The sequence below is a fragment of the Arthrobacter sp. StoSoilB5 genome, from assembly GCF_019977235.1.
GTDB lineage: Bacteria > Actinomycetota > Actinomycetes > Actinomycetales > Micrococcaceae > Arthrobacter.
In genome coordinates this window covers 2,948,427-2,972,143 of record NZ_AP024646.1, presented here as the reverse complement: position 1 = coordinate 2,972,143, position 23,717 = coordinate 2,948,427, and the positions used below count along the sequence as shown (strand labels likewise).

The 23,717-nt window shown below is 59.3% G+C and carries 22 protein-coding genes; 6 read left to right on the top strand and 16 right to left on the bottom strand.

Annotated elements, in window-relative coordinates; all coding sequences use genetic code 11:
- Nucleotides 1-12: 12 nt before the first annotated feature.
- Nucleotides 13-690 (bottom strand): peptide deformylase, encoded by a 678-nt coding sequence (locus LDN75_RS13375; protein ID WP_223932783.1) that lies wholly within the window; start codon nt 688-690, stop codon nt 13-15.
- A gap of 99 nt (nt 691-789) precedes the next feature.
- On the opposite strand from LDN75_RS13375, the gene LDN75_RS13370 reads away from it, so the two are divergent.
- Entirely contained in the window at nt 790-1,215 is a 426-nt protein-coding gene (locus LDN75_RS13370; RefSeq protein ID WP_223932782.1) for a nuclear transport factor 2 family protein, read from the top strand.
- A gap of 15 nt (nt 1,216-1,230) precedes the next feature.
- On the opposite strand, the gene LDN75_RS13365 is transcribed toward LDN75_RS13370, so the two are convergent.
- From LDN75_RS13365 to LDN75_RS13355, 3 genes are read right to left on the bottom strand one after another with little or no spacing between them, the layout of a single operon-like run.
- Nucleotides 1,231-2,361 carry an NAD(P)/FAD-dependent oxidoreductase gene (locus LDN75_RS13365; RefSeq protein ID WP_223937579.1) on the bottom strand — a complete coding sequence of 377 codons (1,131 nt, stop codon included), beginning with the start codon at nt 2,359-2,361 and terminating at the stop codon, nt 1,231-1,233.
- A complete protein-coding gene (locus tag LDN75_RS13360) occupies nt 2,354-3,004 on the bottom strand; it encodes a class I SAM-dependent methyltransferase (RefSeq protein WP_263422327.1) in 651 nt (216 codons plus the stop codon). The genes LDN75_RS13365 and LDN75_RS13360 overlap by 8 nt, the downstream gene beginning before the upstream one ends.
- A 47-nt stretch (nt 3,005-3,051) precedes the next feature.
- Nucleotides 3,052-4,188 carry a type III polyketide synthase gene (locus tag LDN75_RS13355; RefSeq protein ID WP_223932780.1) on the bottom strand — a complete coding sequence of 379 codons (1,137 nt, stop codon included), beginning with the start codon at nt 4,186-4,188 and terminating at the stop codon, nt 3,052-3,054.
- A 224-nt stretch (nt 4,189-4,412) separates the two neighbouring features.
- On the opposite strand from LDN75_RS13355, the gene LDN75_RS13350 reads away from it, so the two are divergent.
- Nucleotides 4,413-6,806: an excinuclease ABC subunit UvrA gene (locus LDN75_RS13350; RefSeq protein ID WP_223932779.1), complete on the top strand. Its 2,394-nt coding sequence runs from the start codon at nt 4,413-4,415 to the stop codon at nt 6,804-6,806.
- 177 nt (nt 6,807-6,983) lie between these two features.
- Nucleotides 6,984-8,321, top strand: a complete 1,338-nt coding sequence (locus LDN75_RS13345) for a haloacid dehalogenase-like hydrolase (RefSeq protein WP_223932778.1) — start codon at nt 6,984-6,986, stop codon at nt 8,319-8,321.
- A 927-nt stretch (nt 8,322-9,248) separates the two neighbouring features.
- Here LDN75_RS13345 and LDN75_RS13340 read toward each other — a convergent pair.
- The 6 genes from LDN75_RS13340 to LDN75_RS13315 all read right to left on the bottom strand — a co-directional run bounded on the left by LDN75_RS13340 (nt 9,249) and on the right by LDN75_RS13315 (nt 16,148).
- Nucleotides 9,249-9,665, bottom strand: coding sequence for a carboxymuconolactone decarboxylase family protein (locus LDN75_RS13340; RefSeq protein WP_223932777.1), 417 nt, complete (start codon nt 9,663-9,665; stop codon nt 9,249-9,251).
- Between the two features lie 17 nt (nt 9,666-9,682).
- Nucleotides 9,683-10,546: a CoA ester lyase gene (locus tag LDN75_RS13335; RefSeq protein ID WP_275959817.1), complete on the bottom strand. Its 864-nt coding sequence runs from the start codon at nt 10,544-10,546 to the stop codon at nt 9,683-9,685.
- Between the two features lie 2 nt (nt 10,547-10,548).
- On the bottom strand, nt 10,549-11,076 hold the full coding sequence (locus LDN75_RS13330) for a MaoC family dehydratase (RefSeq protein WP_223932775.1): 528 nt from the start codon (nt 11,074-11,076) through the stop codon (nt 10,549-10,551).
- A 15-nt stretch (nt 11,077-11,091) separates the two neighbouring features.
- Nucleotides 11,092-12,255, bottom strand: coding sequence for an acyl-CoA dehydrogenase family protein (locus LDN75_RS13325; protein ID WP_223932774.1), 1,164 nt, complete (start codon nt 12,253-12,255; stop codon nt 11,092-11,094).
- Nucleotides 12,256-12,364: 109 nt separating this feature from the next.
- Nucleotides 12,365-14,530: a biotin carboxylase N-terminal domain-containing protein gene (locus LDN75_RS13320; protein ID WP_223932773.1), complete on the bottom strand. Its 2,166-nt coding sequence runs from the start codon at nt 14,528-14,530 to the stop codon at nt 12,365-12,367.
- Between the two features lie 7 nt (nt 14,531-14,537).
- Nucleotides 14,538-16,148 (bottom strand): carboxyl transferase domain-containing protein, encoded by a 1,611-nt coding sequence (locus tag LDN75_RS13315; RefSeq protein WP_223932772.1) that lies wholly within the window; start codon nt 16,146-16,148, stop codon nt 14,538-14,540.
- A 245-nt stretch (nt 16,149-16,393) separates the two neighbouring features.
- Between LDN75_RS13315 and LDN75_RS13310 the strand changes: the two genes are divergently transcribed.
- Nucleotides 16,394-17,098, top strand: a complete 705-nt coding sequence (locus LDN75_RS13310) for an FCD domain-containing protein (RefSeq protein WP_223932771.1) — start codon at nt 16,394-16,396, stop codon at nt 17,096-17,098.
- A gap of 18 nt (nt 17,099-17,116) precedes the next feature.
- Here LDN75_RS13310 and LDN75_RS13305 read toward each other — a convergent pair whose 3' ends face one another.
- The 5 genes from LDN75_RS13305 to LDN75_RS13285 are packed head-to-tail and all read right to left on the bottom strand — an operon-like array spanning nt 17,117 to nt 20,987.
- Nucleotides 17,117-18,052 carry a cytochrome b/b6 domain-containing protein gene (locus tag LDN75_RS13305; RefSeq protein WP_223932770.1) on the bottom strand — a complete coding sequence of 312 codons (936 nt, stop codon included), beginning with the start codon at nt 18,050-18,052 and terminating at the stop codon, nt 17,117-17,119.
- A 34-nt stretch (nt 18,053-18,086) separates the two neighbouring features.
- Entirely contained in the window at nt 18,087-18,743 is a 657-nt protein-coding gene (locus LDN75_RS13300) for a 2-oxo acid dehydrogenase subunit E2 (RefSeq protein WP_223937578.1), read from the bottom strand.
- A gap of 5 nt (nt 18,744-18,748) precedes the next feature.
- Nucleotides 18,749-19,762 carry a transketolase C-terminal domain-containing protein gene (locus LDN75_RS13295; protein WP_223937577.1) on the bottom strand — a complete coding sequence of 338 codons (1,014 nt, stop codon included), beginning with the start codon at nt 19,760-19,762 and terminating at the stop codon, nt 18,749-18,751.
- A 5-nt stretch (nt 19,763-19,767) separates the two neighbouring features.
- Nucleotides 19,768-20,745, bottom strand: a complete 978-nt coding sequence (locus tag LDN75_RS13290; protein WP_223932769.1) for a thiamine pyrophosphate-dependent dehydrogenase E1 component subunit alpha — start codon at nt 20,743-20,745, stop codon at nt 19,768-19,770.
- Complete coding sequence (locus tag LDN75_RS13285) at nt 20,742-20,987, bottom strand: lipoyl domain-containing protein (protein WP_179018270.1); 246 nt, start codon at nt 20,985-20,987, stop codon at nt 20,742-20,744. The genes LDN75_RS13290 and LDN75_RS13285 overlap by 4 nt, the downstream gene beginning before the upstream one ends.
- Nucleotides 20,988-21,132: 145 nt before the next feature.
- On the opposite strand from LDN75_RS13285, the gene LDN75_RS13280 reads away from it, so the two are divergent.
- Together LDN75_RS13280 and LDN75_RS13275 are read left to right on the top strand one after the other, a co-directional pair.
- Nucleotides 21,133-21,912, top strand: coding sequence for an electron transfer flavoprotein subunit beta/FixA family protein (locus tag LDN75_RS13280; RefSeq protein ID WP_223932768.1), 780 nt, complete (start codon nt 21,133-21,135; stop codon nt 21,910-21,912).
- A gap of 14 nt (nt 21,913-21,926) precedes the next feature.
- Nucleotides 21,927-22,892: an electron transfer flavoprotein subunit alpha/FixB family protein gene (locus tag LDN75_RS13275; RefSeq protein WP_223932767.1), complete on the top strand. Its 966-nt coding sequence runs from the start codon at nt 21,927-21,929 to the stop codon at nt 22,890-22,892.
- 100 nt (nt 22,893-22,992) lie between these two features.
- Here LDN75_RS13275 and LDN75_RS13270 read toward each other — a convergent pair whose 3' ends face one another.
- The gene (locus LDN75_RS13270) at nt 22,993-23,715 is read right to left on the bottom strand and encodes an FCD domain-containing protein (RefSeq protein ID WP_223932766.1); all 723 of its coding nucleotides are present in this window, start codon (nt 23,713-23,715) and stop codon (nt 22,993-22,995) included.
- Nucleotides 23,716-23,717: the final 2 nt, after the last annotated feature.

Sequence of the window (23,717 nt, the reverse complement as noted above, 5' to 3'; positions counted from 1 at the left end):
GTCACGGAACGGCTAGCTGTGCAGGAAACCAAGAGTCCTGCGCGCGTCCTCAATATCCGGATTGGACCACCGTTCTGAGTGCTCCGCGTTGCTGGAAAGTGATCGCAGTTCCGCCTTGTCCAGGTAAAGAATCCCCTGTAAGTGGTCCGTTTCGTGTTGCACTATGCGTGCCTGCCACCCCGAGAACCATTCCTCCACAGGGCGCCCCTCTGGAGTGAGATAGCTCAATTCCACGTTGCGGTGCCTCGTGACCACTGCCTGGTAGCCGCTGACTGACAAACACCCTTCGTAGAACGCCGCCGTCTCGTTGCCCAACGGCCGATACTGCGGGTTGAGGACAGCCAGGAACTCCAAGGGCTCCCTATGCCGGACCGTTGCCGACTCGGGATCCACCTCGTACTTGTCTTCGAGTACTGCCAACTGCAACGGAATGCCCAACTGCGGTGCTGCCAGCCCGACCCCCGGTGCTGCACGCATGACGTCCCGCATCCGCTCGATGAACGCCGCCAATTCAGGGCCATCAAGCTGGCCGTCATACGGCGCCGCTTGCTGCCTCAGGACAGGATGTCCGGCTTGAACGATCGGCGGAAGTTCCTCTGATTCAAGTAGCCGCAGGACTGCGTCCCTGATCTGAAGGGGATTGAAGTCAGTAGCCGGGCTGGGCGCCTCGGGGTGAGGTTGGTGCGTCATGACTTGAGCCTAACGCGAAGGCCTCGCCTCGTGCCTGGGCATTGCGCTTCCGTTCGCCCTGCCGGGCCGCGCCGTCCGCGTTTCGGCTAGGCTCGTCGGATGAGTATTAGCAACCCTCTGGAACATGTACTCGGGTTTGTCAGGACGGTTGAGGCTGGTGGCGGCGCCGCTGAGATCAGCCCGTACCTGGCCCACGACTTCACACTCACGGAGTGGCCGCACGCCTTGTCCAAAACAGGTTCTACAAGAAGCCTTCAGGAGACGCTCACCGGTGCCGATCACAGCAAGAACATTGTTTCGAACCAGCGTTTTGAGGTGGTCCGCACCACGTGCCAGGGAAACCGCGTTGTGCTTGAAATGAACTGGTCAGCCACTTTGCTCCTGGACCTTCCGCACTGGGATGCGGGTGAGACCATCCGGGCGCGCAGCACTGCCGTCTTTGAACTCCGCGACGGACTGATAGTCAGTCAGGATACGTACGACTGCTACTACACCCTTCCTGATTCGGAGCCCGGCGCTGGGTGACTGAAAACCGACGAGCTAGCGCATAGTGAAGCGCCGCTCGACCAGCGCGGAGACAGCCGGCAGCTCCAAGGCATGGGCAAAAAGCAGGTTTCGGGACGCCATAATTGCCGGATGCAGGGGCCTGCCAAGGGCCATGTTCAACCCGGCCTGCAGCGAAGCACGCGATGCCGCCCGGCGGCGCTTCTCTTCGAACTCCCGGAGTCGCACGCCCACCGCTTCACCCTTCAACGAAGAATCAACTATGGGTGCCAAGGCAGCGGCATCAAGCCATCCAAGGTTCATTCCCTGGCCTCCGATGGGGCTGATCTCGTGGGCGGCGTCGCCCAACAAAACCGTCCTGCCATGGACCATTCTCTTCGCGAGCCTTGATTGGACCTCGAAGGCGCTCAGCATGGTGCTGCTGTCGGGGTCCACGACAACGCCCGTCCTGGCTTCCACCAACGCAGCCAAGCCCGCCGCCGTCGGGCTTCTTGCGGGGACGCCAAGCCGCACCACCCATCGCCGAATATGGCCGGGCAAGGGGAAAGACTCCACGATGCCATCCGGCTCAAGGTAAAGAACTGCGTCATCTCCGTGCCCTGTGCTGTCGATGAAGTCTCCCATCAGATAGCAGTCCGGATAGCTGCGTACGGAAAGGCCTGGGAGAAGGCGCCGGCGTATCATCGAGTGAGCTCCGTCGGCCGCCAGCAGCAAGCGGCTTGTGTAGGCGAGGGCACCGGACGGCGAGTCGGCCAGGACGCTGACGGTTCCGCCGTCGTCGCTAAATTCCCTGACGGTGGCGCCACGGACAATCGCGTCCGGATCCAATGCCAGTACTGCCTGTTCAAGCACCTGTTCCGTTATTGGCTGCGGCACGGCAAGAATGAACGGAAAGTCGGGATCCCCGCTAAAAGGCAACTCGGCGACCTTTGCGCCTTTGCTGTACGCAACGCCCCGCTCGATGCGGACGCCGGATGCCACCAAAGCGGGCGCGAGACCGGCATGGTCCAGTTCCTTTAGCGCCGGAGGGTGAATCCCTATCGCCCGTGAACGGCGGCTTCTGTTCGGCCGACGTTCAACTATGCGGACGCGGTGCCCCTGTTGGAGCAGGATAACGCCCATGAACAACCCAACGGGCCCGGCCCCAACGATGACGACGTCAAGCATGCCGGTAGACGAGCAGGTTGTGCCATGGACCATTGTGTTCCACGTTCCAGCCCGGCGGAGCCGCCCGCTGGAGCTCTGCGGCGGTAAAGCTTCGCTTGATGGAAACCAAGCCGTCCCCGCAAATATAGGAGCCGATACCCAACGGCCAAAAGCCGGCCGCGAACAGCACGTACGCGGCGTTGCTGCGTTTGAGGTCGTTGTGGAGCACTAGTCGCTTGGCGAGTGCCTCCGAGTCCTGCAACACTGCGGCGAGTTGATCGGCGTCGAGGTGGTGGAGGATGTGGTTGGACAGGACAATATCGAACGCACTGCCTTCAGCGACGAGCTCGGCACTATGGGCCCGCCGGAAACTGACACCCTCAACGGCTGGGGCCCGGCTGGCAAAGCTATACGCGCGCTTGTCAGGATCGATGGCCGTCACCAGCAAAGAGAACCCGTCCCTCGCGGCCCACTTGGCAAGGCTTCGAGCGACGTCTCCACCACCGCATCCGATGTCCAGGACCGACGCCGTACCGGTAGAGGCCAGAATCGGCCGAAAACGGTCACGGTAAATGCGGTGCCATCCTGAAAGGAGGCCGTTTACCACCGGGAAGCGGGCATAACTACGGTTGAGGCGCTGGAGGTCGCAGTCAGATCGGTCCATCTCCTCAATGATCTGCAGATCCCTGTCCCGCAGGGATCCCCACGGGCTCACAGGCTGGGGGAGACCAGCGTAAACAGGCCCGTCTCCACCGTGAGGCCGGGGCCAAATGCCATGGAACAGATTGGTTCCTCGCGCTGGCTTGGCGTTTCTCCGAGCATGTATTTGAGGACAAAGAGCACCGTGGCACTGCTCATGTTGCCGTATTCCCTGAGTGTTTCCCTTGCTGGAACCAGTTGCTCCTCAGTCAGTTCGAGCTTGGACTCAACCTTGTCCAAAATGCTTCGTCCACCCGGATGGATGGCCCAGTGCGTTATTTCGCGGTAAGGGAGTCCCGCCAGTTGTGGCGCCTTAGCCAGCAATGGCTCCAACGCGCCAGTGATGTGTTCCTCGATGATATGGGGCACATAGGAACCCAACACCATTTCGAATCCTTCGTCGCCGATGTTCCAGGCCATGGCTTCTTCGCCCACGGGCGTGAGAACCGTTTCGAAGTGGTCCAGCCTGATCACCGGCTCAGGCCCCTGGGGTTCCTTGGCCGTTACTATGGCCGCCGCCGCGCCGTCGCCGAATATCGCTGAACCCATAATGGTGTCCGGGTCGTTGGAGGTCCGCACGTGCAGCGAACAAAGCTCCACACAGATAACAAGGACGACGGCGGCCGGGTCAGCCAGGCAGAACTGCTTTGCTGCCTTCAGAGCAGGGAATGCGGCATAGCAACCCATGAAGCCCAGATGGTAGCGCTGCACAGCAGGATTCAGTCCAAGTGCCCGGACTACTTTGTAGTCGGGACCGGGGTTGAAGAATCCCGTGCAGGAAACGGTTACGACGTGGGTGATGTCATCGAGGTCAATGTCAGGGACCCGGGCCACTGCAGCCTTGCCGGCCTCGATGAAGAGTTTGGTGGCTTCCGTAGCAAAGATCTCGTTCCGGACTTTGGTGCTGGGGCTGAGCACTTGGTTGGTAGCGGGGTCGAAGAAGCGCGGATTCTCTGGGTGTGCATCCAGGCTTAACTCTTCCACAGCGGTGTAGCGGGTATCGATGGCAGCTGAGTCGAAGCAGGTGGAGACAAGCCGCGATCCCAGCCGCGTCAGGCCTGGTTGGGCTGCGAAGACGTCGCGTGCCTGCGACTGCACGAGGATGGTTGGGGGAACTGCGGTTTCAAGGGACCTCATGTATACCGGCATGCTTCATTGTTAGTGAGTCCGTGGCTGATGACAATGGTTGGCGTGGGTTCCGCTTCGCGTCCTCCCCGAGGCCCGTGGCGTAGGCCGTTAGTGTGGACAATGACCGTTGCCGCATTCGCGACGACGAACGAGAATTTTTACGTACTGACCGAGGCTGGTCAGTCCTAGCCAGGCGACGCCGACGGGGGACTGTTGGGCAGCGCCGCCTAACAGATGGAGCGATCATGAGCATTGCCACGAGCACCGACACTCAGTCTCCTGCGTCGCACGTAGCAGACACCCACGACCTCATACGGGTGCAAGGTGCGCGTGAGAACAACCTCAAGGACATCAGCCTCGAGATCCCCAAGCGTCGCCTCACCGTGTTCACCGGCGTTTCCGGTTCGGGCAAGAGTTCGTTGGTCTTTGGGACCATCGCGGCAGAGTCCCAGCGAATGATCAATGAGACCTACAGCGCTTTTGTCCAGGGCTTCATGCCGTCGTTGTCGCGGCCGGACGTGGACATGTTGGAAGGCCTGACCACAGCCATCATCGTGGATCAGGAGAGGATGGGATCGAATCCGCGCTCAACCGTGGGCACTGCGACAGATGCCAATGCCATGCTCCGCATTCTCTTCAGCCGGCTCGGGCAGCCCCACATCGGATCGCCCAACGCGTACTCGTTCAACGTGCCAACCGTTAAGGCCAGCGGGGCCATCACAGTGGACCGCGGTGAGGGTAAAACCAAGACGGAGAAGGCCAGCTTCCATCGCCTGGGCGGCATGTGCTCACGCTGCGAAGGAATGGGCTCGGTCAACGATTTCGATCTCACCGCGCTGTACGACGACAGCAAGTCCTTGAACGAGGGCGCTCTCAGCATTCCCGGATACACGATGGATGGTTGGTATGGCCGGATCTTCAGCGGGTCAGGCTTCTTCAACATGGACAAGCCAATCGCCAAGTTCAGCAAGAAGGAGCTCCACGACCTCCTGTACCGGGAACCCACCAAGATCAAGGTAGAAGGCATCAACCTCACCTATGAAGGCGTCATCCCCAAGATCCAGAAATCGATGCTCTCCAAGGACGTCGACGCACTTCAACCGCATATCCGCGCCTTCGTCGAGCGGGCCATCACATTCACCACCTGTCCGGAGTGTGAAGGTACAAGGTTGAGTCCGGAGGCCCGATCTTCCAAGATCAAAGGCAAGAGCATTGCCGATGTCTGCAAGATGCAGATCAGTGACCTGGCCGTTTGGATCCGGGAGCTCGAAGAGCCTTCAGTGGCACCACTTCTCAAGGGACTGCAGCATCTTTTGGATTCCTTCGCCGAGATAGGCCTCGGATATCTGTCGCTTGACCGGCCTGCCGGCACGTTGTCCGGGGGAGAGGCGCAGCGGACCAAGATGATCCGGCACCTGGGCTCATCCCTGACTGACGTCACATACGTCTTCGATGAGCCAACTATCGGGCTCCACCCGCATGACATCGAACGCATGAACCAGTTGCTGCTGCAGTTGCGGGATAAGGGCAACACGGTGCTGGTGGTCGAACACAAGCCGGAAACCATAGCGATCGCCGACCACGTAGTAGATCTGGGGCCCGGCGCGGGCACTGGCGGCGGCACCGTATGTTTCGAAGGCGACCTGGACGGGCTGCGGGGGAGTGACACCATCACCGGACGCCATTTGGACGACCGGGCGTCCATCAAGGAGCGGGTTCGTTCAGCCTCCGGCACGCTTGAGGTCCGTGGCGCATCCACCAACAACCTTCAAAACGTGGATGTTGACCTTCCGCTGGGCGTGTTGTGTGTGCTCACCGGCGTGGCCGGATCCGGCAAGAGCTCACTGATTCACGGCTCAGTAGCAAACCGCGAAGGTGTCTTGGTGATCGACCAAGGTGCCATACGGGGTTCACGCCGAAGCAATCCTGCAACATACACGGGACTCCTTGAGCCCATCCGTAAGGCGTTCGCCAAGGCCAACAATGTGAAACCTGCACTTTTCAGCTCCAACTCGGAGGGGGCATGCCCCACATGTAACGGCGCAGGAGTAATTTACACAGACCTGGGGGTCATGGCCACTGTGGAATCCACCTGTGAGGAATGTGAGGGAAAGCGCTTCCAGGCAGCCGTATTGGAGTACAGGCTTGGCGGCCGCAATATTGCAGACGTGCTTGCAATGTCTGTGGACGAGGCTGAGGTTTTCTTCAGTGAAGGCGAAGCGCGCACACCCGGCGCCCATAAGGTCCTGGACCGCCTGGCCGACGTCGGACTCGGTTACCTGACGCTTGGACAGCCTCTCACCACCCTCTCGGGCGGCGAACGCCAGCGGCTCAAGCTTGCTACGCAAATGTCCGAAAAGGGCGATATCTACATCCTGGACGAGCCGACTACAGGCCTGCACCTGGCCGACGTCCAAAACCTGCTGGGAATGCTGGACCGCTTGGTCGAGTCGGGAAAGTCGGTCATCGTGATCGAACATCATCAGGCTGTCATGGCGCATGCCGACTGGATTATCGATCTCGGGCCCGGCGCAGGGCACGACGGCGGCAAGGTCGTCTTCTCCGGAACGCCAGCTGACCTTGTGGCTGATCGCTCAACGCTTACGGGTAAGCATCTGGCGGCCTACGTCGGCGCTTGATACTCCATTTTGGCCTGAAAAAAGGCCAATCATTCTGGCTTCGACACGGCCGGTGATGGTTGCGGCTATGCACGTTGGCTCGAATTCCTTGACTATTGCAGGTGGTGTACCTCACACTTACTCAAGACATTTGGACTATTTACAGACCATTAAGACTCTTGAGAGCAGGGGGAAAGCATGTCCGCATCTTCGTCAGGTCAGGTCAACTATGTCAACATCCACAGGAAGGAATCCCGCAGGAGACACTATGTCCGCCTTGCAACCTCCGCAGCGATAGTGACCACGCTCATGTCGGCCACGTCCTGCGCCACGCCACTGGCAAACAACGCCGGGACAGCGGCTGAATGCCGCCAACTTGAGGCCCAAATGGCGTGGCCTGGGGAGGTCCGCGAACAATTACAAAAGACCATTGACGCCCACAGCAGCTGCACCGGAACGGCCCGTGGAGACAAAGCCCCAGTGGCAATCTTCGACTGGGACAACACCGTAGTGAAGAACGACATTGGCTACGGCACCAACTTCTGGATGCTGCGCCACGACAAAGTCCTGCAACCGGCCAACAAGGACTGGAAGAGCACAAACCGCTACCTTACGGACGCGGCCGCTACGGCGCTGTCAACGGCATGCGGCACCGACACGCCCGCTGGCCAGCCCCTCAAAACCAGCAGCAACACGGACTGCGCTGATGAAATCCTCGCCATCCTCGAGGACAAGACGCGCTCGGGCGAACCAGCTTTTGAGGGCTTCAACGCCCGCCACCTCATAGGCGCCTACGCTTGGGGTACGGCCTTGTCTGCCGGCTATACCGAGGAGCAGCTCGGCCAGTTCGCACTCGCAATGAAGCAGGAGAACCTGTCCGCAGCGGAGGGCAGCATGCAGACCGTTGGAAGTCAGCAGGTGGACGGCTACATACGGATCTACCCACAGATCAAGGACCTCATCGGAACCCTCCAGGCGCACGGCATCGAAACCTGGGTGGTGTCCGCATCCCCTGAGCCGGTGGTCAAGGCGTGGGCCGGCGATGTCGGCATCGATGCCGGGCACGTCGTTGGCGTCCGCAGCGTATATGAGAACGGCATCCAAACCTCCCATCTGAAAGGCTGCGGCGGAATACCCGACGGCGAAGATTCCGTCATGACCTACATCGAAGGAAAACGTTGCTGGGCCAATCAGGTGATCTTCGGCGTCGAGGGGCCTTCAGCCTTTGAGCAGCTTCCCGCTGAACGCCGCCAGATCCTGGCCGCCGGCGACTCTGGCACGGACGTTACATTCGTCGGCGACGCCACCGAAGCCAGACTGGTTGTGAACCGGAATAATGCCGAAATAATGTGCCGCGCGTACGACAATGAAGATGGCAAGTGGCTGATCACGCCTATGTTCATCGACCCCAAACCTCAGCGTAGCGAGCCCTATGCATGCGCCACCAAGGCGTATACCAATCCGGACAACAGCAAGGGACCGGTGCTCCGCGAGGACGGCAGCGTCATTCCGGACCAGGTGGATCGCGTCCACTAAACGGGAGTTCGTCGGTGGCGAGTTGGCGGAGCGCCGCGGCCAACTCGCACCTACTTCTACTCCCGTGGATTGAACGCCGATAATGGACCATATGTCGGGTTGCACTCGGCGAACCCATCCGTCGAATCATACGCGTCCGGCCTTCTCACGGGGTGACCGCGGTCCGTCGGCATCTCGAGAGCTAGACGTTTCCTCAAGGGATTCAATTTGCGTGACCGTCAGCCGAGAACGGATTCCAGCTGTTGAGGTTCGGCATTACCTGTCCTCGGTTGTCGTTCGTTAGCTGAAGCGTTGGACTCGCGGGCAGAGTCAAACGCCGCAATGCATTGTGCGTAGTAGGGCGTCTCCAGCAGGCAGCGCTCACCTAAGGCTCGCTTACAGGCGGCAGCGGCATCCTCGAACGTTTGCCCGCTCCCAAATATTATCGTCAGGAAGTCTTCAGTAGGGTGCGACGTCGCGGTGTTAGTAAACCGCAATTCATCACCCTCCAGCTGCTCGATACTAAGCTCCCAGATGACCCGCGTGGTGGCCCAAACGGAGGATGGGAAAGCATCGGGGACTGACACCATTTTGCAGTAGTGGGGGTGCCGACTTCCATGCGGTATTGCTCGATTACGATGCCTGTTCCAATTACCTCAGCATTGATCGACATCACGTCGCTGTAGCCGGCGTTCTTGTTATGCCCAGCTGGGCGCTGCTGATATTCAAGGGCCTGCTGAGTTTTCAACCATTGCTCAATGTTGGCGTGCGCAAACGGCGCGCTCACGTCTGCAGTGACGATCGCGCGGGAGAGGACTAAGTCGTCCCGAACAACAGCACTCATCGGCTCTGCCCTTCCAGCTGTGCCGTGATCCGGCAGAGCTTGCTGTGGACAGTACTTCTCGTTCCTAGACTGACAAACGACCGTGGGTGGGTGTAATACACCCGTCATGCCCGTTCGGTGGAGAAACTTGTGTCATGGTGCTCGGCGATCGCCTGTTCGGCGACCCGGAACGAGGCCAGCGCAGCAGGGGCACCACAATAGACCAAAGTCTGCAGCAGTACTTCCTGGATTTGTGCTTCCGTGAGCCCGTTGTTGAGGGCTGCGTGGACATGTCCTGCCAGTTCCTGAGGACGGTTCAGTGCCGTGAGCATGGCGAGATTGAGCATGCTGCGGGTCTTGTGGTCAAGTCCGGGCCTGGACCAGATTTCTCCCCACGCATACTCGGTAACAAGTTCTTGAACGGGACGACAGAATTCACTGGTTTGTTTGAGGGCCAGTTCCACGTGGGCACTCCCCATTACTTTTGTTCGCAGGCCCAGACCTTCGGCGTACCTCTGTGATTTTTCCTCGCTTTGTGACACGGCATCCTCCTTTCTTTTCAGCTGCTGAGGTCCTGCTCGGTCGTTTGTGTTTGCTTGAACCGATGCAGGGTTGCCTCGGCATGCTTCAGGATCGGACCGTCGATCATCTTGCCGTCGAGCCGGAACACGCCATTTTCGGCGTTGGCCGCCGCTTCTAGGATCCTCTGTGCGGCTAGAACCTCAGTTTCGGAGGGCGCGTAGGCAGCGCGCACTACATCTACTTGGTTCGGATGGATGCACGCTTTGAACCCGAAGCCCGAGGCTGCGGCATCGCCGGCTTCGACGGCCAGCCCGTCAAGGTCGAAGATATCCAAGTAGACCGAGTCGATGGCGGGCTTGCCAGCAGCCGCCGCTGCTATGAGCACAGAAGATCGTGCCTGGACCGCGACGTCCCGGTAGCTCCCGTTAGGATGACGGCTTGATGTCCCACCGATAGATGCCAGCAAGTCTTCGGCCCCCCACATCACGGCCACTACGTTGGGCTCGGCAGCAATGGCGTTTGCATTTGCCACGCCCGCGGCGGTCTCACAGAGAGCAACCACTCGGTAGCCCTCCAGGACTCGGGTCTGTGCGGCGTTCTCGGTTTTGGCCAGCATTATGGTGCGGTAGGGCGTAAGTGCTAGCCACTGCAGGTCCTTTTCAAAGTCTTCGGTTGCTACACCACTTATCCGAACAATGGTCCTGTCGGGCTCCAGACCGTGGAATTTTCCATGGTCGCTAAGCCGGGAGAGGATTTCCCGTCTGGCTCCTACCCGATCTTCTGATGCCACGGCGTCTTCGAGGTCGAGAATGACCGCGTCTGACCGGGCAGCGGCCTTGATGAACCGGTCAGGTCTGTCGGCGGGGCAAAACAGGAGTGCAGGGCCGGTAGAGAATTCCATATTCATGAAAACCGCCTGGAAGCTTTGTGAGCGTCTTCAGTCCACATGAGGGCGCTGCGTGTCGCTACGGCGACAGCAACCATGTGTTGATTTCTGCCGGTGTGTTTCATGACGGCGATCCCCTGCCCGGGCCTGGTGGCGGACAGCCGCTTTTCGAGGACAACGGTCTCGGTGTACAGAGTGTCCCCGTGAAAGAGCGGATGAGGGAAGGAAACGTCGGTCATCCCTAGCTGGGCAATGATTGTTCCCTGCGTTAATTGGGTTACAGACTGCCCCACCATCGTGGCCAGGGTAAACATGGAGTTGATCAGTCTTTGACCAAGGGGCTGCTGGGCGCTCCATGCGGCGTCCAAGTGAAGGGGCTGGGTATTCATTGTGATGGTGGTAAAGAGCACGTTGTCTGTTTCGGTGACGGTTCGGCCTGGCCGGTGGGCATAGGTGACATCCAGGTCGAGTTCATCAAAGTACAGCCCACGTTGTTCGATGAGTGGGGGAGCGTGCGCGGGTGAGGGCACAGGGATCTGCGTCATGGTTCTATCGCTCCGCTACAGGCCGAGTTCACGGGCAATGAGCATCAGCTGGACCTCAGTGGTACCTTCGCCTACCTCCAGAATTTTGGAGTCTCGGTAGTGTCGAGCTACAGCGAATTCGTTGATGAAGCCGTAGCCGCCAAACACCTGGGTAGCATCTCGCGCGTTGTCCATGGCTGCCTCGCCTGCGACCAGCTTGGCAATAGCAGCTTCGGTCTTAAAGGGTTTGCCGGCTAGCATCCTGGCAGCGGCGTCGTAGTACGCAAGGCGCGCTGTGTGGGCTCTGGCCTGCATACGCGCGATTTTGAACTGGATGGCTTGGTACTTGCCGATGTTCTGTCCGAATGCGCTGCGTTCCTTGGCGTACTTCACGGACAGGTCCACGCATCCTTGGGCTGCACCGGTGGCCAGTGCAGCGATCGCGATTCGGCCCTCATCCAGGATGGCGAGGAAGTTTGCGTAGCCGCGTCCTTCCTCTCCAAGCAAATTCGACTCAGGTACCCGGACGTCCTTCAGTGTTAGAGGGTGCGTATCCGAAGCGTTCCAGCCAACCTTGTTGTACGCCTTTTCGGCGGTGAACCCGGCAGTGTTGGACGGGACCAGAATGGTGGAGATTTCTTTCTTCGTGGTGCCGTCCTCGCGTTCCCGCTGGCCGGTGACAGCGGTGACCGTGACGAGCCGGGTGATGTCCGTTCCGGAGTTGGTGATGAACTCTTTGTTACCGTTGATCACCCATTGGCCTCCATCACGGTGGGCGTGGGTTCGGGTGCCGCCGGCATCGGAACCGGCCTCCGGCTCTGTGAGCCCGAATCCTGCCAGTGCTCGTCCGGACGTCAGCTTAGGCAGCCATTCGTTCTTCTGGTCTTCAGTTCCAAAACGGAAGATTGGCATGGCGCCGAGCGAGACGCCGGCCTCCAGGGTGATGGCTACAGACTGGTCCACTCGCGCGAGTTCTTCCAGAGAGAGGGCGAGTGCGAAGTAGTCGCCGCCCATGCCCCCATATTCTTCAGGAAAGGGGAGCCCGAAGAGGCCCATGTCCGCCATCTGGGAAACTACGTCGTACGGAAAGCTGTGTTCCTCGTCGTGTTTGCTTGATACGGGAGCGACGACTTCGTCGGCGAAGTCCGCCACCGTCTTCCGGAGTTCTTGGTACTCCTCGCTGAGTTCAAAATCGACCATTTTTTGTTTCCCTTCTTAATATCTTCTGTCTGTGTTTTGTTTACAGCGCGTGAGTTGAGGTGTTGCGTCCGGGTGCGTCTAAGGAAGAAGTGCCATCCGGTGTGAAGTTCTAAGAGTCAACGGCTTGTGGACCGCGGACCGTCGCCAAAATCTGGTTCGCCCTGACCAGTGCACCGGTGTGCGCGTTTATTTGGACGGTTCCGTCTTGCGGGGCCAGTAGTTGATGTTCCATCTTCATGGCTTCCACGGAGAGGAGGACTTGGCCGGCAACGACTTCTTCACCGGTACTGACTGCTACAGATACGACAGTTCCCGGCATGGGGGACCGGACTTCGGGGTCTACCGTGCCCTCCGCTCGTTGGATCCTTCCTAGCATCCAGTCGAGGCGGGCCTGACGTGTCAGAATATCCATGCGGCAGGCCCAGCCGTGTTCGCCCAGATACAACGCGGTCGGGTAGTTGATTACTTGTTGTTGGTACGAGCTGTTGGTGGTGGTAGCGATGGAGTACTTACGGACTTCGCCGCTGTAGCTCAGCAAAATGGCATCGTCGCCGAGCTGGGAGAGAGCAGCGGTGTGCGGCGGACCGTTGTCCACGCTTACCTCGAACTCGCTGCCGGTGCAGTCCCCGTGGGTGACTGACACGGTCCTCACCTCACCACTGGAAGCACTTAGACTGATGCGCCGTGGTGCGTGTTCTCCCAAGCGCCAGCCTGTGGGCTGGGTCCAAACGTCGGCTTCCAACGCCGGTCGGCCGGCGTCCATCGCGAGCAGGTACAGGGCTGTCGCCACAAATTCTCTGTCGGCAGCTGCCCTGAAGGAGAACCCCGGCATCTTGCGTTCAATAAGTTCCGTATCGAGCTCTCCTGCACGGACCTCGGCGTCGTTGATCAGCAGGCGCAGATACTCCACATTGGTCTCGACGCCAAGTAGCCTGTAGCCCGAGAGTGCGTCATCGAGGGTATCGAGCGCCGACTCACGGTCCTCGCCCCAGGCGATTACTTTGGAGATCATCGGGTCGTAATGGGGTGATATTTCAAGGCCGGGCAGCAGGGCTGAATCGATCCGAACTTCACCTTTCGCCTCTGCCCCGGCTGCCGTCCAAGTTGCCGGTTCGTGTAAGAGCTGAACCGTGCCGGTTGACGGTAAGAAGTTCTGCTCGGGGTTTTCCGCGTAGATCCGGGCCTCGACGGCGTGACCCTTGAGTTCGACATCGGATTGCGACAAAGTAAGTTCTTCACCGGCGGCGATCCTTACCTGCCATTCGACGAGGTCCACTCCGGTGACCATTTCCGTGACGGGGTGTTCCACCTGCAGCCGGGTGTTCATCTCCATGAAGAAGAACTCGTCCGGAGCATCATTGGAGACGATAAATTCGACAGTACCTGCACCGCTGTAGTCGACGCTGCGCGCCGCTTGGCAGGCCGCTTCCCCGATCCGAGCGCGGACGGCTTCCCCATCGTGAAGTCCTCCAAGCAGCGGCGAGGGGGCTTCTTCGATGACTTTCTGATGGCGGCGCTGCAGCGAACATTCGCGTTCGCCTAGATGGATCACGTTGCCGTGATTGTCGGCCAGGATTTGGACCTCGATGTGCCTGGGAGTGCGGACCAGACGCTCAAGGAAGAGAGTGTCATCACCGAAAGCACTGGCTGCGACGCGGCGGGCAGTAGCCAGGGTAGCCGGCAGGTCCGCTGGATCTTCGACAACGTGCATGCCTTTGCCGCCACCACCCGCGGAGGGCTTGATCAGCAGCGGAAATCCGACAGCAGCTGCTTCGTCGATGAGTTGTCCGTCTGTCATACCGGGCTGCGCGATGCCTGGGACGACTGGAACGCCGTAACCGGCAACATGATTCTTGGAACGGATTTTGTCGCCCATGACGTTTAGCGATTCGACTCCGGGACCAATGAAGGCGATGCCGGCCGCTTGAAGTTCACGGGCGAAGTCGACGTTTTCGCTGAGGAATCCATACCCAGGGTGCACAGCGTCGACGCCGGATTCCCGGCAGGCTCGGATTACGGCGCCAATGTTCAGGTAGCTCTCAGTGACAGAGGCGGGGCCGATCCGCACCGCTCGATCTGCCTCTTGCACATGCCGGGCATGGGAGTCAGCATCGCTATACACAGCTACTGACTGGATGCCCAAGGACCGCAGGGTCCGGATGATGCGGCAGGCTATCTCACCACGGTTGGCAATGAGCACAGTTTCGAAGAGGGGTCTAGTTGAGCCGATGCCGGTGGGATTGTGAGCGGAAGAGGTGAGTGAGGGATGAGTCATTGTGGGCTCACATTCTGAAGAGACCGAAGGAGGTCTCCGGCAGTTGTTGGCGGGAGACGACGTCCAGGGCCATCCCCAGGACACGGCGGGTGTCAGCGGGATCGATGATGCCGTCGTCCCAGAGACGTGCGGTGGAGTAGTAGGGGCTTCCCTGGTCTTCGTATTGCTGTTTGATGGGGGCTTTGAAGGCTTCCTCGTCCTCGGTGGACCATTCCTGGCCGGCCGCCTCGTACTGGTCCCTTTTGACCGTGGCGAGGACGCTGGAGGCCTGGTTTCCGCCCATCACAGAAATACGGGCGGCCGGCCACATCCACATAAACCGCGGCGAGTACGCCCGCCCGCACATGGAGTAGTTGCCGGCCCCGAAGGAACCACCGATCACTACAGTCAGTTTCGGCACGCGTGCCGTAGCTACGGCGGTGACCATTTTTGCGCCGTTCTTGGCGATGCCGCCTTGTTCGACGTCTTTGCCCACCATGAAGCCGGAGAGGTTCTGCAGGAAGATCAGGGGAATGCCGCGTTGATCGCAGAGCTCGATGAAGTGGGCGCCTTTGAGCGACGATTCGCTGAAGAGGACGCCGTTGTTGGCCACGATGCCCACTGGATGGCCGTGCAGGTGCGCGAAGCCGGTCACCAGGGTGGTGCCGTAGTTCTTCTTGAACTCGTGGAATTCGGATCCATCAACCAGCCTGGCAATGACTTCGCGGACGTCGTACTGGGCGTTGACGTCCGTGGGAACCACGCCGTAGATCTCTGAAGGATCGACGACGGGCGGCAGGACGACGTCGGACACGTCCCAGGCCGGCTGCGCCGGCTTCGGCAACGTCGCTACGATGTCCCGGACAATTTCCAGCGCGTGCTGATCGTTCTCGGCCAGGTGGTCCGTTACGCCGGAAATCCGCGAGTGAACGTCGCCGCCGCCCAGGTCCTCGGCGCTGACAATCTCACCAATGGCTGCTTTGACCAAGGGCGGGCCACCCAGAAAGATCGTGCCCTGGTTCCGGACGATGACCGTCTCATCGCTCATTGCAGGTACATAGGCGCCGCCGGCCGTGCACGATCCCATGACAGAGGCGATCTGCGGGATCTTGGCTGCGGACATTTTGGCCTGATTGAAGAAGATCCGGCCGAAGTGCTCTTTATCCGGGAAAACCTCGTCCTGCTTCGGTAGGAAAGCTCCGCCGGAGTCCACGAGGTAGATGCAGGGAAGCTTGTTCTCCAAGGCGATTTCCTGGGCCCGGAGGTGCTTCTTCACGGTCATGGGATAGTAGGTACCGCCCTTGACGGTGGCGTCATTGGAAATCACCAGAACATGGCGACCATGGACCAGGCCAATACCTGCGATAACCCCGGCACCTGGCGAATCATCGTTGTACATGCCATTCGCAGCCAGAGGCGCGATCTCAAGGAACGGGCTGCCGTCATCGAGCAAGTAGTCGATGCGTTCCCTCGGCAGCAGTTTCCCGCGGGAGATGTGCCGCTCACGCGACTTGGCTGGGCCGCCGAGGGCCGCCGTGGCCAACTTGGACCGGAGCGTGGCTACGAGATCCCGTTGTGCAGCATGATTTGTGGCATATGTTACATCGACGAAATCTGCTGAGCTTTGCAAGGCATGCATGCACATCTTCCATTCCACATAGGTTTCTTGCCCCAAATGGGGGCTTCCTTCACGTCTTTTCGAAAGCCACTGGAGAGCTTTCCGGAGAGATGCTGTGAGGGGCGACTGATACTCAACTACTTCGGTATCACCGCTTTACAAATTGGTACTACCACTCTACGAGTTGTGGACCCGGTGTCAAGAGCTCTGAAGTGGCTACCTATAGAATCGGAGGGTCCGCCAAGAGGTGAATGAGGTAAGGGCCGATGACAATACATGATGGGGAAGTCCACTCCCTCGCCAGCGTCTTCGCGAACGACCCAGTCTCTGCAGCTCTCGCGCGGCTCATTAGGGAACTGCGTCCTGGCGATCGACTTCCTAGTGAACGCGACCTTGCCCTTGAACTGGGAGTGAGTAGGACGGCGTTACGCGACCGTTTGGGGGTGCTCGAGGGTTTGGGAATCCTGCGGCGCCGTACCGGGTCGGGAACATTTGTTGAGACTCTAAACCCAGATGCTCTGGCACTGGCTCTGAACTTGGCCATTGCTTCGTCGCACCTTCCGGTATCTGCTCTTGAATCTGTCCGGATCGCGCTAGAGCGGCAAGCGGGCCGTGAAGCGGCTACATCATCGGATCCCGTCCTTGTTGCTTATATGCAGCGCGCCATTAACACGATGGCATCCACAGATGTCCGAGCAGACGTCATGGATGCCGATCTCGCATTCCACCAGTCCCTTCTTAGGGCGGCAGGGAATCCCGCACTGTCCTTCTTTGCTGAAGCACTCTCTGATGTCTTCGCCCAAGACCTCGCATACCGCAGCGCGCGTCTAAACAGCACGAGACTCACTGACTCCGTCCAAACCTTGTTGGTCGAGCACCATCAGAGGATCCATGACGCAATCGTTGCCGGTGATCCTTCTGCTGCGATGCAGGCAATCGATGACCATTTCGACGCCCTTCGCATCAGTTGAAGCATTCCTGGCCAGCTTCTAACGGGTGACCGACCCTGTCATAGCGGCCACCGGGCGCAGGAACAGAGGTCGCGCCAATCCCCACGCGGCGACCATAGCGGCCAGGGAAGCGGAGAAAATCCAGAAACCAACCCAGCTTTCACCGTCCTGTGCGGCGTACATATGGTTTAGGTTTCGCAGCGTACCCGTGGCCAAAACCAGAGTCACGTGAACAGCAATGAACGAAACCAGATAGAACATCACCCAAAGATGCACCTTGCGGCAGATCTCCATGGGGAGAATGCGACTCAATATGGCGGGGGCCTTTGTCCAGGCCGGGGACATTCGTAGGCCTGTCACTATGGATAGAGGTGAAGCAACGAAAACTGTTGTGAAGTACGCCAACAGTTGCAGCGAGTTGTAGTTGTTCCAGCCGTTCTCCACAGGCCAATTTAGAGAAATGTACTGCAGGGCAGCTGACGCCGCGTTGGGCACGACGTCCCACCCCGTGGGTACAAGCCGCATCCAGTGCCCCGTCGCGAAGATGAGAACGAAAAACACGGCACCGTTGAGTACCCAGAGCGCATCAAGGGAGAGATGAAACCAAAGGTCCAGGCTGATCTTTGTGAGCCCCTTCTGGGACTTCTTCGACCAAATCAGTCTCTTGGGTGTCCAGTACGCAGGCGGTTTGCTTCGAGTTCGAACAAGCCACCCTGATCGGATGATCAGTACGATCAGCAAAGAGTTGAGGAAGTGCTGCCATCCCACCCACGCCGGAATACCTGGTTGCGCTCCTTCGGGCTGGTGCGACTCACCGGGATACGCCGCGATGAAATCTTGTATCGGGCTCATCTCGCGGAGCCACAGTCCCAACAGGACGAATACAAGCAGGATGCCGAGAGCCAGCGCAACCCTGCCTGTTATGTGAACCCAGCGTCGCCTGGCTGTGGGTGGGGCTTTGGACTTAGTAGACATGACAGATTCTCCGTGCTTCCGTGAACCGCGGCAGTTAGCGGATTCCCGAGGATTCAATGAGTCGACAGAGTTCCAAGGTGTAGTCTCCTGCGGTGGCTCCATCAATTACACGATGGTCGAACGTTACGGTGACGTTCGAGAGTGTCCGAACAACCACTGCACCGTCACGGACCACAGGGCGTTGGACAGCCCGGTGGACCCCAATAATTGCAGTCTGAGGATGGCTGATGAGCGGAGTCGCCAAGACCCCGCCTCGTTTCCCGGGGCTGGTGAGCGTGACTGTTGCCCCGGTCATGTCAGCTGGAGTGAGCTTGCCGTCGCGTGCGAGTGCAGCCAGCCGTCGAATCTCTTCCTGGATATCGTCGACTTTTCGGTTTCCTACGTTGCGAATCACCGGGACCATGAGGCCGCGTGGGGTATCTACGGCTATGGCCACGTTGCACTCGTCGAAGCAGACAATTTCCGAGTCCACGACATGGGCGTTGAAGTAGGGGTACGTGGCAGAAAGTTGTCCGATTGACGAGCAGGTGATGGCCACGATCCTGCTGAGATCAACCTCAGTGACGTCACATTCCTCGACAACGTGGACACCCGGGATTTGTGTGTGTGACAGGACCATGCGGTCTGAAATGATTTTGCGGATCCCCGAAATTTTAATGCGACGTTCCCCGGGAGCCGTCGTCGTACTCATATCGGTCACGCTGCGCCTCCCTCTGCGGGAACGGCAGTGGACCTGGCGATCGCGTTCCTTCCGTGTGCCTTACTGACCGCGGCTGCGATGTTTTCGATGCTAGGAACGAAAGCCGCTTCCAACTGTGCCGCGAAGGGAACGGGGGTGTGGGGTGGCTCCACGAAGTCGACAGTGAAACTTGGGAGACCGTCCACCGCACGGATCAGTTGTGCGCAAATTTCGGACGCCGGACCCGCGACGGGCCAGGACTCTTCGGCTATAACCAGGCGGCCTGTTCGTTGCACCGACTTCAGAATGGTGGAAATATCCAAAGGGGCCATCGACCGGGTATCAATAAGCTCAACGTCGATGCCTTCGGCCGCTAAAGCCTTGGCAGCTCGAAGTGCGCGGGAGACCATCAAGCCTGAGGCTACGACAGTGACGTCATTCCCGGGCCGCCGTATGCTTGCTGTTCCTATTTCGATGCTCAGCTGTGTGTCCACCTCTGCCCGTGCACCGTGGAGCAGACTCATGTGTTCGAGGAAGACGACCGGATTGTCATCTTGAATAGCTGCGCGCATCAGAGAGTAGGCATCCTGTGGACTGGTCGGGATGACGATCTTCAAGCCGGGAAAGCCCATCAGCATGCCAATGCACGACTCGGCATGGCCGCGGTGCGGCCCAATCCCAAATTTCGCCCTCACGACAAGGGGAACGGTAACCCCGGACCGGGTGCGATAAGCCACCGAGGCGCCTTCAAGAGCCAGCGGCGTCATGGTGAGGGCGAGGAATTCAGCAAACATGAGGTCGATAATGGGGCGGCTGCCGGCCATTGCGGCCCCCACAGCACTGCCAACCATGGACGCCTCAGAGATGGGCGCATCAATGAGTCGGCCGGCGGGACCGAACCGTTCCCACAACCCCTTTGTTGACTGCATTGGACCCTCGAAGATCCCAATGTCTTGCCCCAGAAGGTACACAGAATCGTCTGTGTCCATTGCATCGCCGATCGCCGCAACGATGGCTTCACTGATGGTCATCCTGGTCACGATGCGATTCTCCAGTCCTCGGCATAGGCCGACGGGTTCAGTACCAAGTTCTCTGTCGGCGGAGCATCTTTGGCCGCCGCAACAATGTCATTCATTTCCGCCATCAGGGACAGCGTCTCCGAGGCAGCTTCGTCGGCCCCTAATTCGCCAGCAACAATCAGCTTCTGCTCGAAGCGTGTGATGGGATCCAGCTTCTCCCAAGCGGCCACTTCGTCTCTTGTTCGATATGTCTCCGGATCATTCATGTAGTGCCCTCCCATCCGGTAGGTGAGCGCGTGGATCAAAGTAGGACCTCCGCCCTCGCGTGCCCGCGCGACCGCTGTGGCGCGGGCACTGATCACTGCCTCGAGATCGTTGCCGTCAACGTCAACGACCTCAAGTCCCAAAGCCTTTGCCCGGTCAGATACTGTCCCCCCGGCAATGGCAGTGGTCGCCGGAAGAGAGGTGGCGTACTGGTTGTTTTGGCAAATGAAAACCAGCGGCAGCTTCAGCATGGATGCAAGATTCATTGACTCAGCCACAATGCCCGCGTTCGCGGTGCCGTCGCCGAATGCACAGACGGCGACGTTTTTCAGGTGTCGCTGCTGCAGATGGAGCGCGGCTCCGGTTGCGTACGCGACGGTGGTTCCAAGCGAACCCGAGAACATCCCGATAAAGCGCTCACTGGGAGTGGGACAGATGTCCCCGCGCCAGTTTCCCCCCGAATTGCTTCCATCCGTGCCGAAGACCCCGGCAGCCAACTCGGCCGGATCACTGCCACGCATCAGGCTAACGGCGCAAGCACCGCGGAAATGAGGTGCGACGATATCGTCTGCTTCAAGTTGCGCGAAACCTCCGATGAAGACCGCTTCTTCGCCGCGGGCCTCATGCCAATGGTTGTTGTGCCGGCACATGGCTTGATCGAAAGCACGACCCCGGACCATCGCCCGCCACAGGTTCATTCGGCCCTCTGGTGTTCCGTGGTCAAAGCTCATGATGCCTGCACATCAATCAAGCCGATGACCTGGCCAAGGCGGACAGTGTCCTCGGGCTCACAATCCTGGCTCGCAAGCACGCCGGCCACGGTTGACTCGATTTCGAGGTTGACCTTGTCGGTCATGACCTCGGCGATTGCTTCACCGACAGCGACGGAGTCCCCGACCTCCTTCAGCCAAGCAGCGAATACAGCCTCTTCAACTCCGTCGCCTAGGTCATTAATAGACACCTGAGCACTCATGTGACACGTCCTTTCCGTTCGAAGTCGCCGCGTGTAGAGTGGTACCACCGCCTGACGAATTGGTATCACCACTCTACGAGACGTGAGCTTTCTGTCAAGGGCCTCGTCTCGACGCCATCGCGGACCATACACGAAGGAGTGTTCTTTGAAGATCATCGTGCTCATCAAGCAAGTTCCGGATACCTCCGACGAACGATCGCTCGATATGTCCACCGGCCGCATTGAACGAAGTCCGGACAGTTGCGTCGTCGACGAGATAAGCGAGCGTGCGCTCGAAATGGCTCTGCGATTCAAGGACGTTGACAAAAAAACTGAAGTTGTAGCGATGTCGGTCGGGCCGCGGCAGGCTAACGCGGCACTGCGCAAGTGCCTGTCAACAGGAGCGGATTCGGCCATTCATGTCTGCGACGACGGACTTATCGGAGCTGACTCAGTCTGGACTTCCCAGGTCCTCTCAACTGCCCTGCGCGACTCCACATTTGACCTCGCAATCGCCGGAAGCCAGTCCACAGACGGCTGGACCGGAGCGGTGCCGGCCATGATTGCCGAGTACCTGGGCCTGCCTTTGCTCGGCTTCGTCGACGATGTGGACGTCTCGGGAAATCTTGTCAGCGGTCAACGCCACGGAGATGGAACAGTCATGAAACTGCATACGACGCTGCCGGCCCTCGTGACAGTCACAGAACGCTCACCTGAGGTACGCTTTCCAAACTTTAAGGGCATTCTGTCGGGCAAGCGAAAATCCATCACAAACCTCTCCCTCGCTGACCTGGGCCTGGTGGCATCGGACCGTAACGGGAGCGGCCAATCCGTTGTCGTGTCCACCAACGCCAAGCCGGCAAGGACTGCCGGTAAAAAGATCGTCGATGATGGCGCGGCTGCCAACGATCTGGCCGAATTTCTTATCTCCAGCAAACTCATTTGAAAGAGGAAGCGACGATGCCCAACGTACTAGTGTCAGTTGACACTTCTCCCGAAGGAAAACTCAGCCGGAGCACCCGGGAGGTCCTCGCTGCGGCTTCGCAGCTAGGCTCGCCGGTGGCCGTTCTGGTCGCTTCAAGACCCATAGAGGACAGTGTCGTCGCGGAGCTGGGCAACCTCGGAGCCGAACACGTATTCGCGGCTTACTGCGAGGACGCCGAATCTCTCCTGTTGGCACCTCAGTTGGAGGCGCTGCACCTGGCAGTGGAACACTTTAAGCCTTTAGCAGTTCTTTTGGCCGCTACTCCAGGAGGGCGGGAACTCGCTGGCCGTCTCACAGTCCGCACGAAGGGCGGACTGATCGCCGATGCGGTCGACCTGCAGCTCACTGACGGAACAATAATTGCCACGCACTCTGTTTTCGGAGGATCCTACGCGGTTGAGTCCATGGTTGCCGACGGCCTACCGGTAATAACGCTCCGAGAAGGAGCAATCGAAACACAGGCAAGGCCGGCTACGCCTGCCATGACCACGGCAAAGGTACTTTGCGAAAAGCGCAAATCAGTGGTCATCGATGGCTCCTCTGCAATGACAGTTTCCAGTCGCCCGGAACTGCGTGCTGCGACTAAAGTCGTCTCAGGTGGCCGAGGCCTGGCCTCCAAAGAGAATTTCTTGCTCGTCGAGCAGCTTGCCGATGCACTCGGAGCAGCCGTTGGCGCTTCCCGGGCAGCTGTTGACGCTGGTTTTGTCGGCCGTGACTCGCAAGTTGGCCAAACCGGAGTCAGCGTGACCCCGGACCTGTACGTGGCGCTGGGAATTTCCGGAGCGATCCAACATCGGGCCGGTATGCAAACCGCGAAGACGATCGTAGCCATCAACTCGGATCCGGATGCGCCCATCTTCGATATTGCTGATTTCGGTGTTGTTGGAGATGTCTTTTCCGTGGTTCCGAAGCTGATCGAGACCATCAATTCCCGCCGCTGAAAAGACAACGCCATCCGGCAGGCTTCACCTCTCGAAGTCTGCCGGATGGACAACAAACCTGGATGCACCGGCCAGCTTTCCGGTCACGGCTGTCGCGATGCTAGTGGGCCGGCTCCAAGCGAATGAAATGATGGTTTACCGCTGCCATCGCTCGCTCTGGGTCCCGGGCGAGAATAGCTTCGTGGATTTCACGATGTGCATCCAAAAAAAACTCAGTGGAGCTCTGGGAACCTTCTCCGGCAAGCGCCTGGCTGGAGCGCGTCTTGACATCTTGAGTAAGAACGCCAGCTATGGCGTCCGCGAAGAAGGTCAAGGCGGGATTGGAGGCGGACCGGAGCAGCGCCTGGTGGAATTGCCTATCAGCCTCATCCCTCGTTGCCTGATCTTGCGCTGACGCCATAAGGTCCAAAGCGCGATGCATATAGGCGACAAGCACCGGGTCAGCACTCGTCGCAGCCTCCATCGCCGCCTGTCGCTCCAGCGCAATGCGTACCGACTCCAGCGCCTTGAGCGGGAGTTGGGCGGAACTGATGCCCAAATTCAGGGCCATCGATACGGAGGCCGGATTGAACTCCTGCACATAAGTGCCCGAGCCGGGCCGACGTTCCAGTATGCCCAAGCCTTCAAGGACACCCAACCGGTCACGCAACGCGGTTCTACCGACGGCAAGCTGCTTGGTGAGTTCTCGTTCCGTCGGCAATTTATCGCCAGGCTTGAGGCTCTTAACAATGTCCGAGAGCGCAGCAACGAGCGGGTCTTCCTGAGCAAGTGCGTCAAAAGGATCTTTCGCCGGCTCCAAGGCCGGTTCTACCAGTTGTGACATGA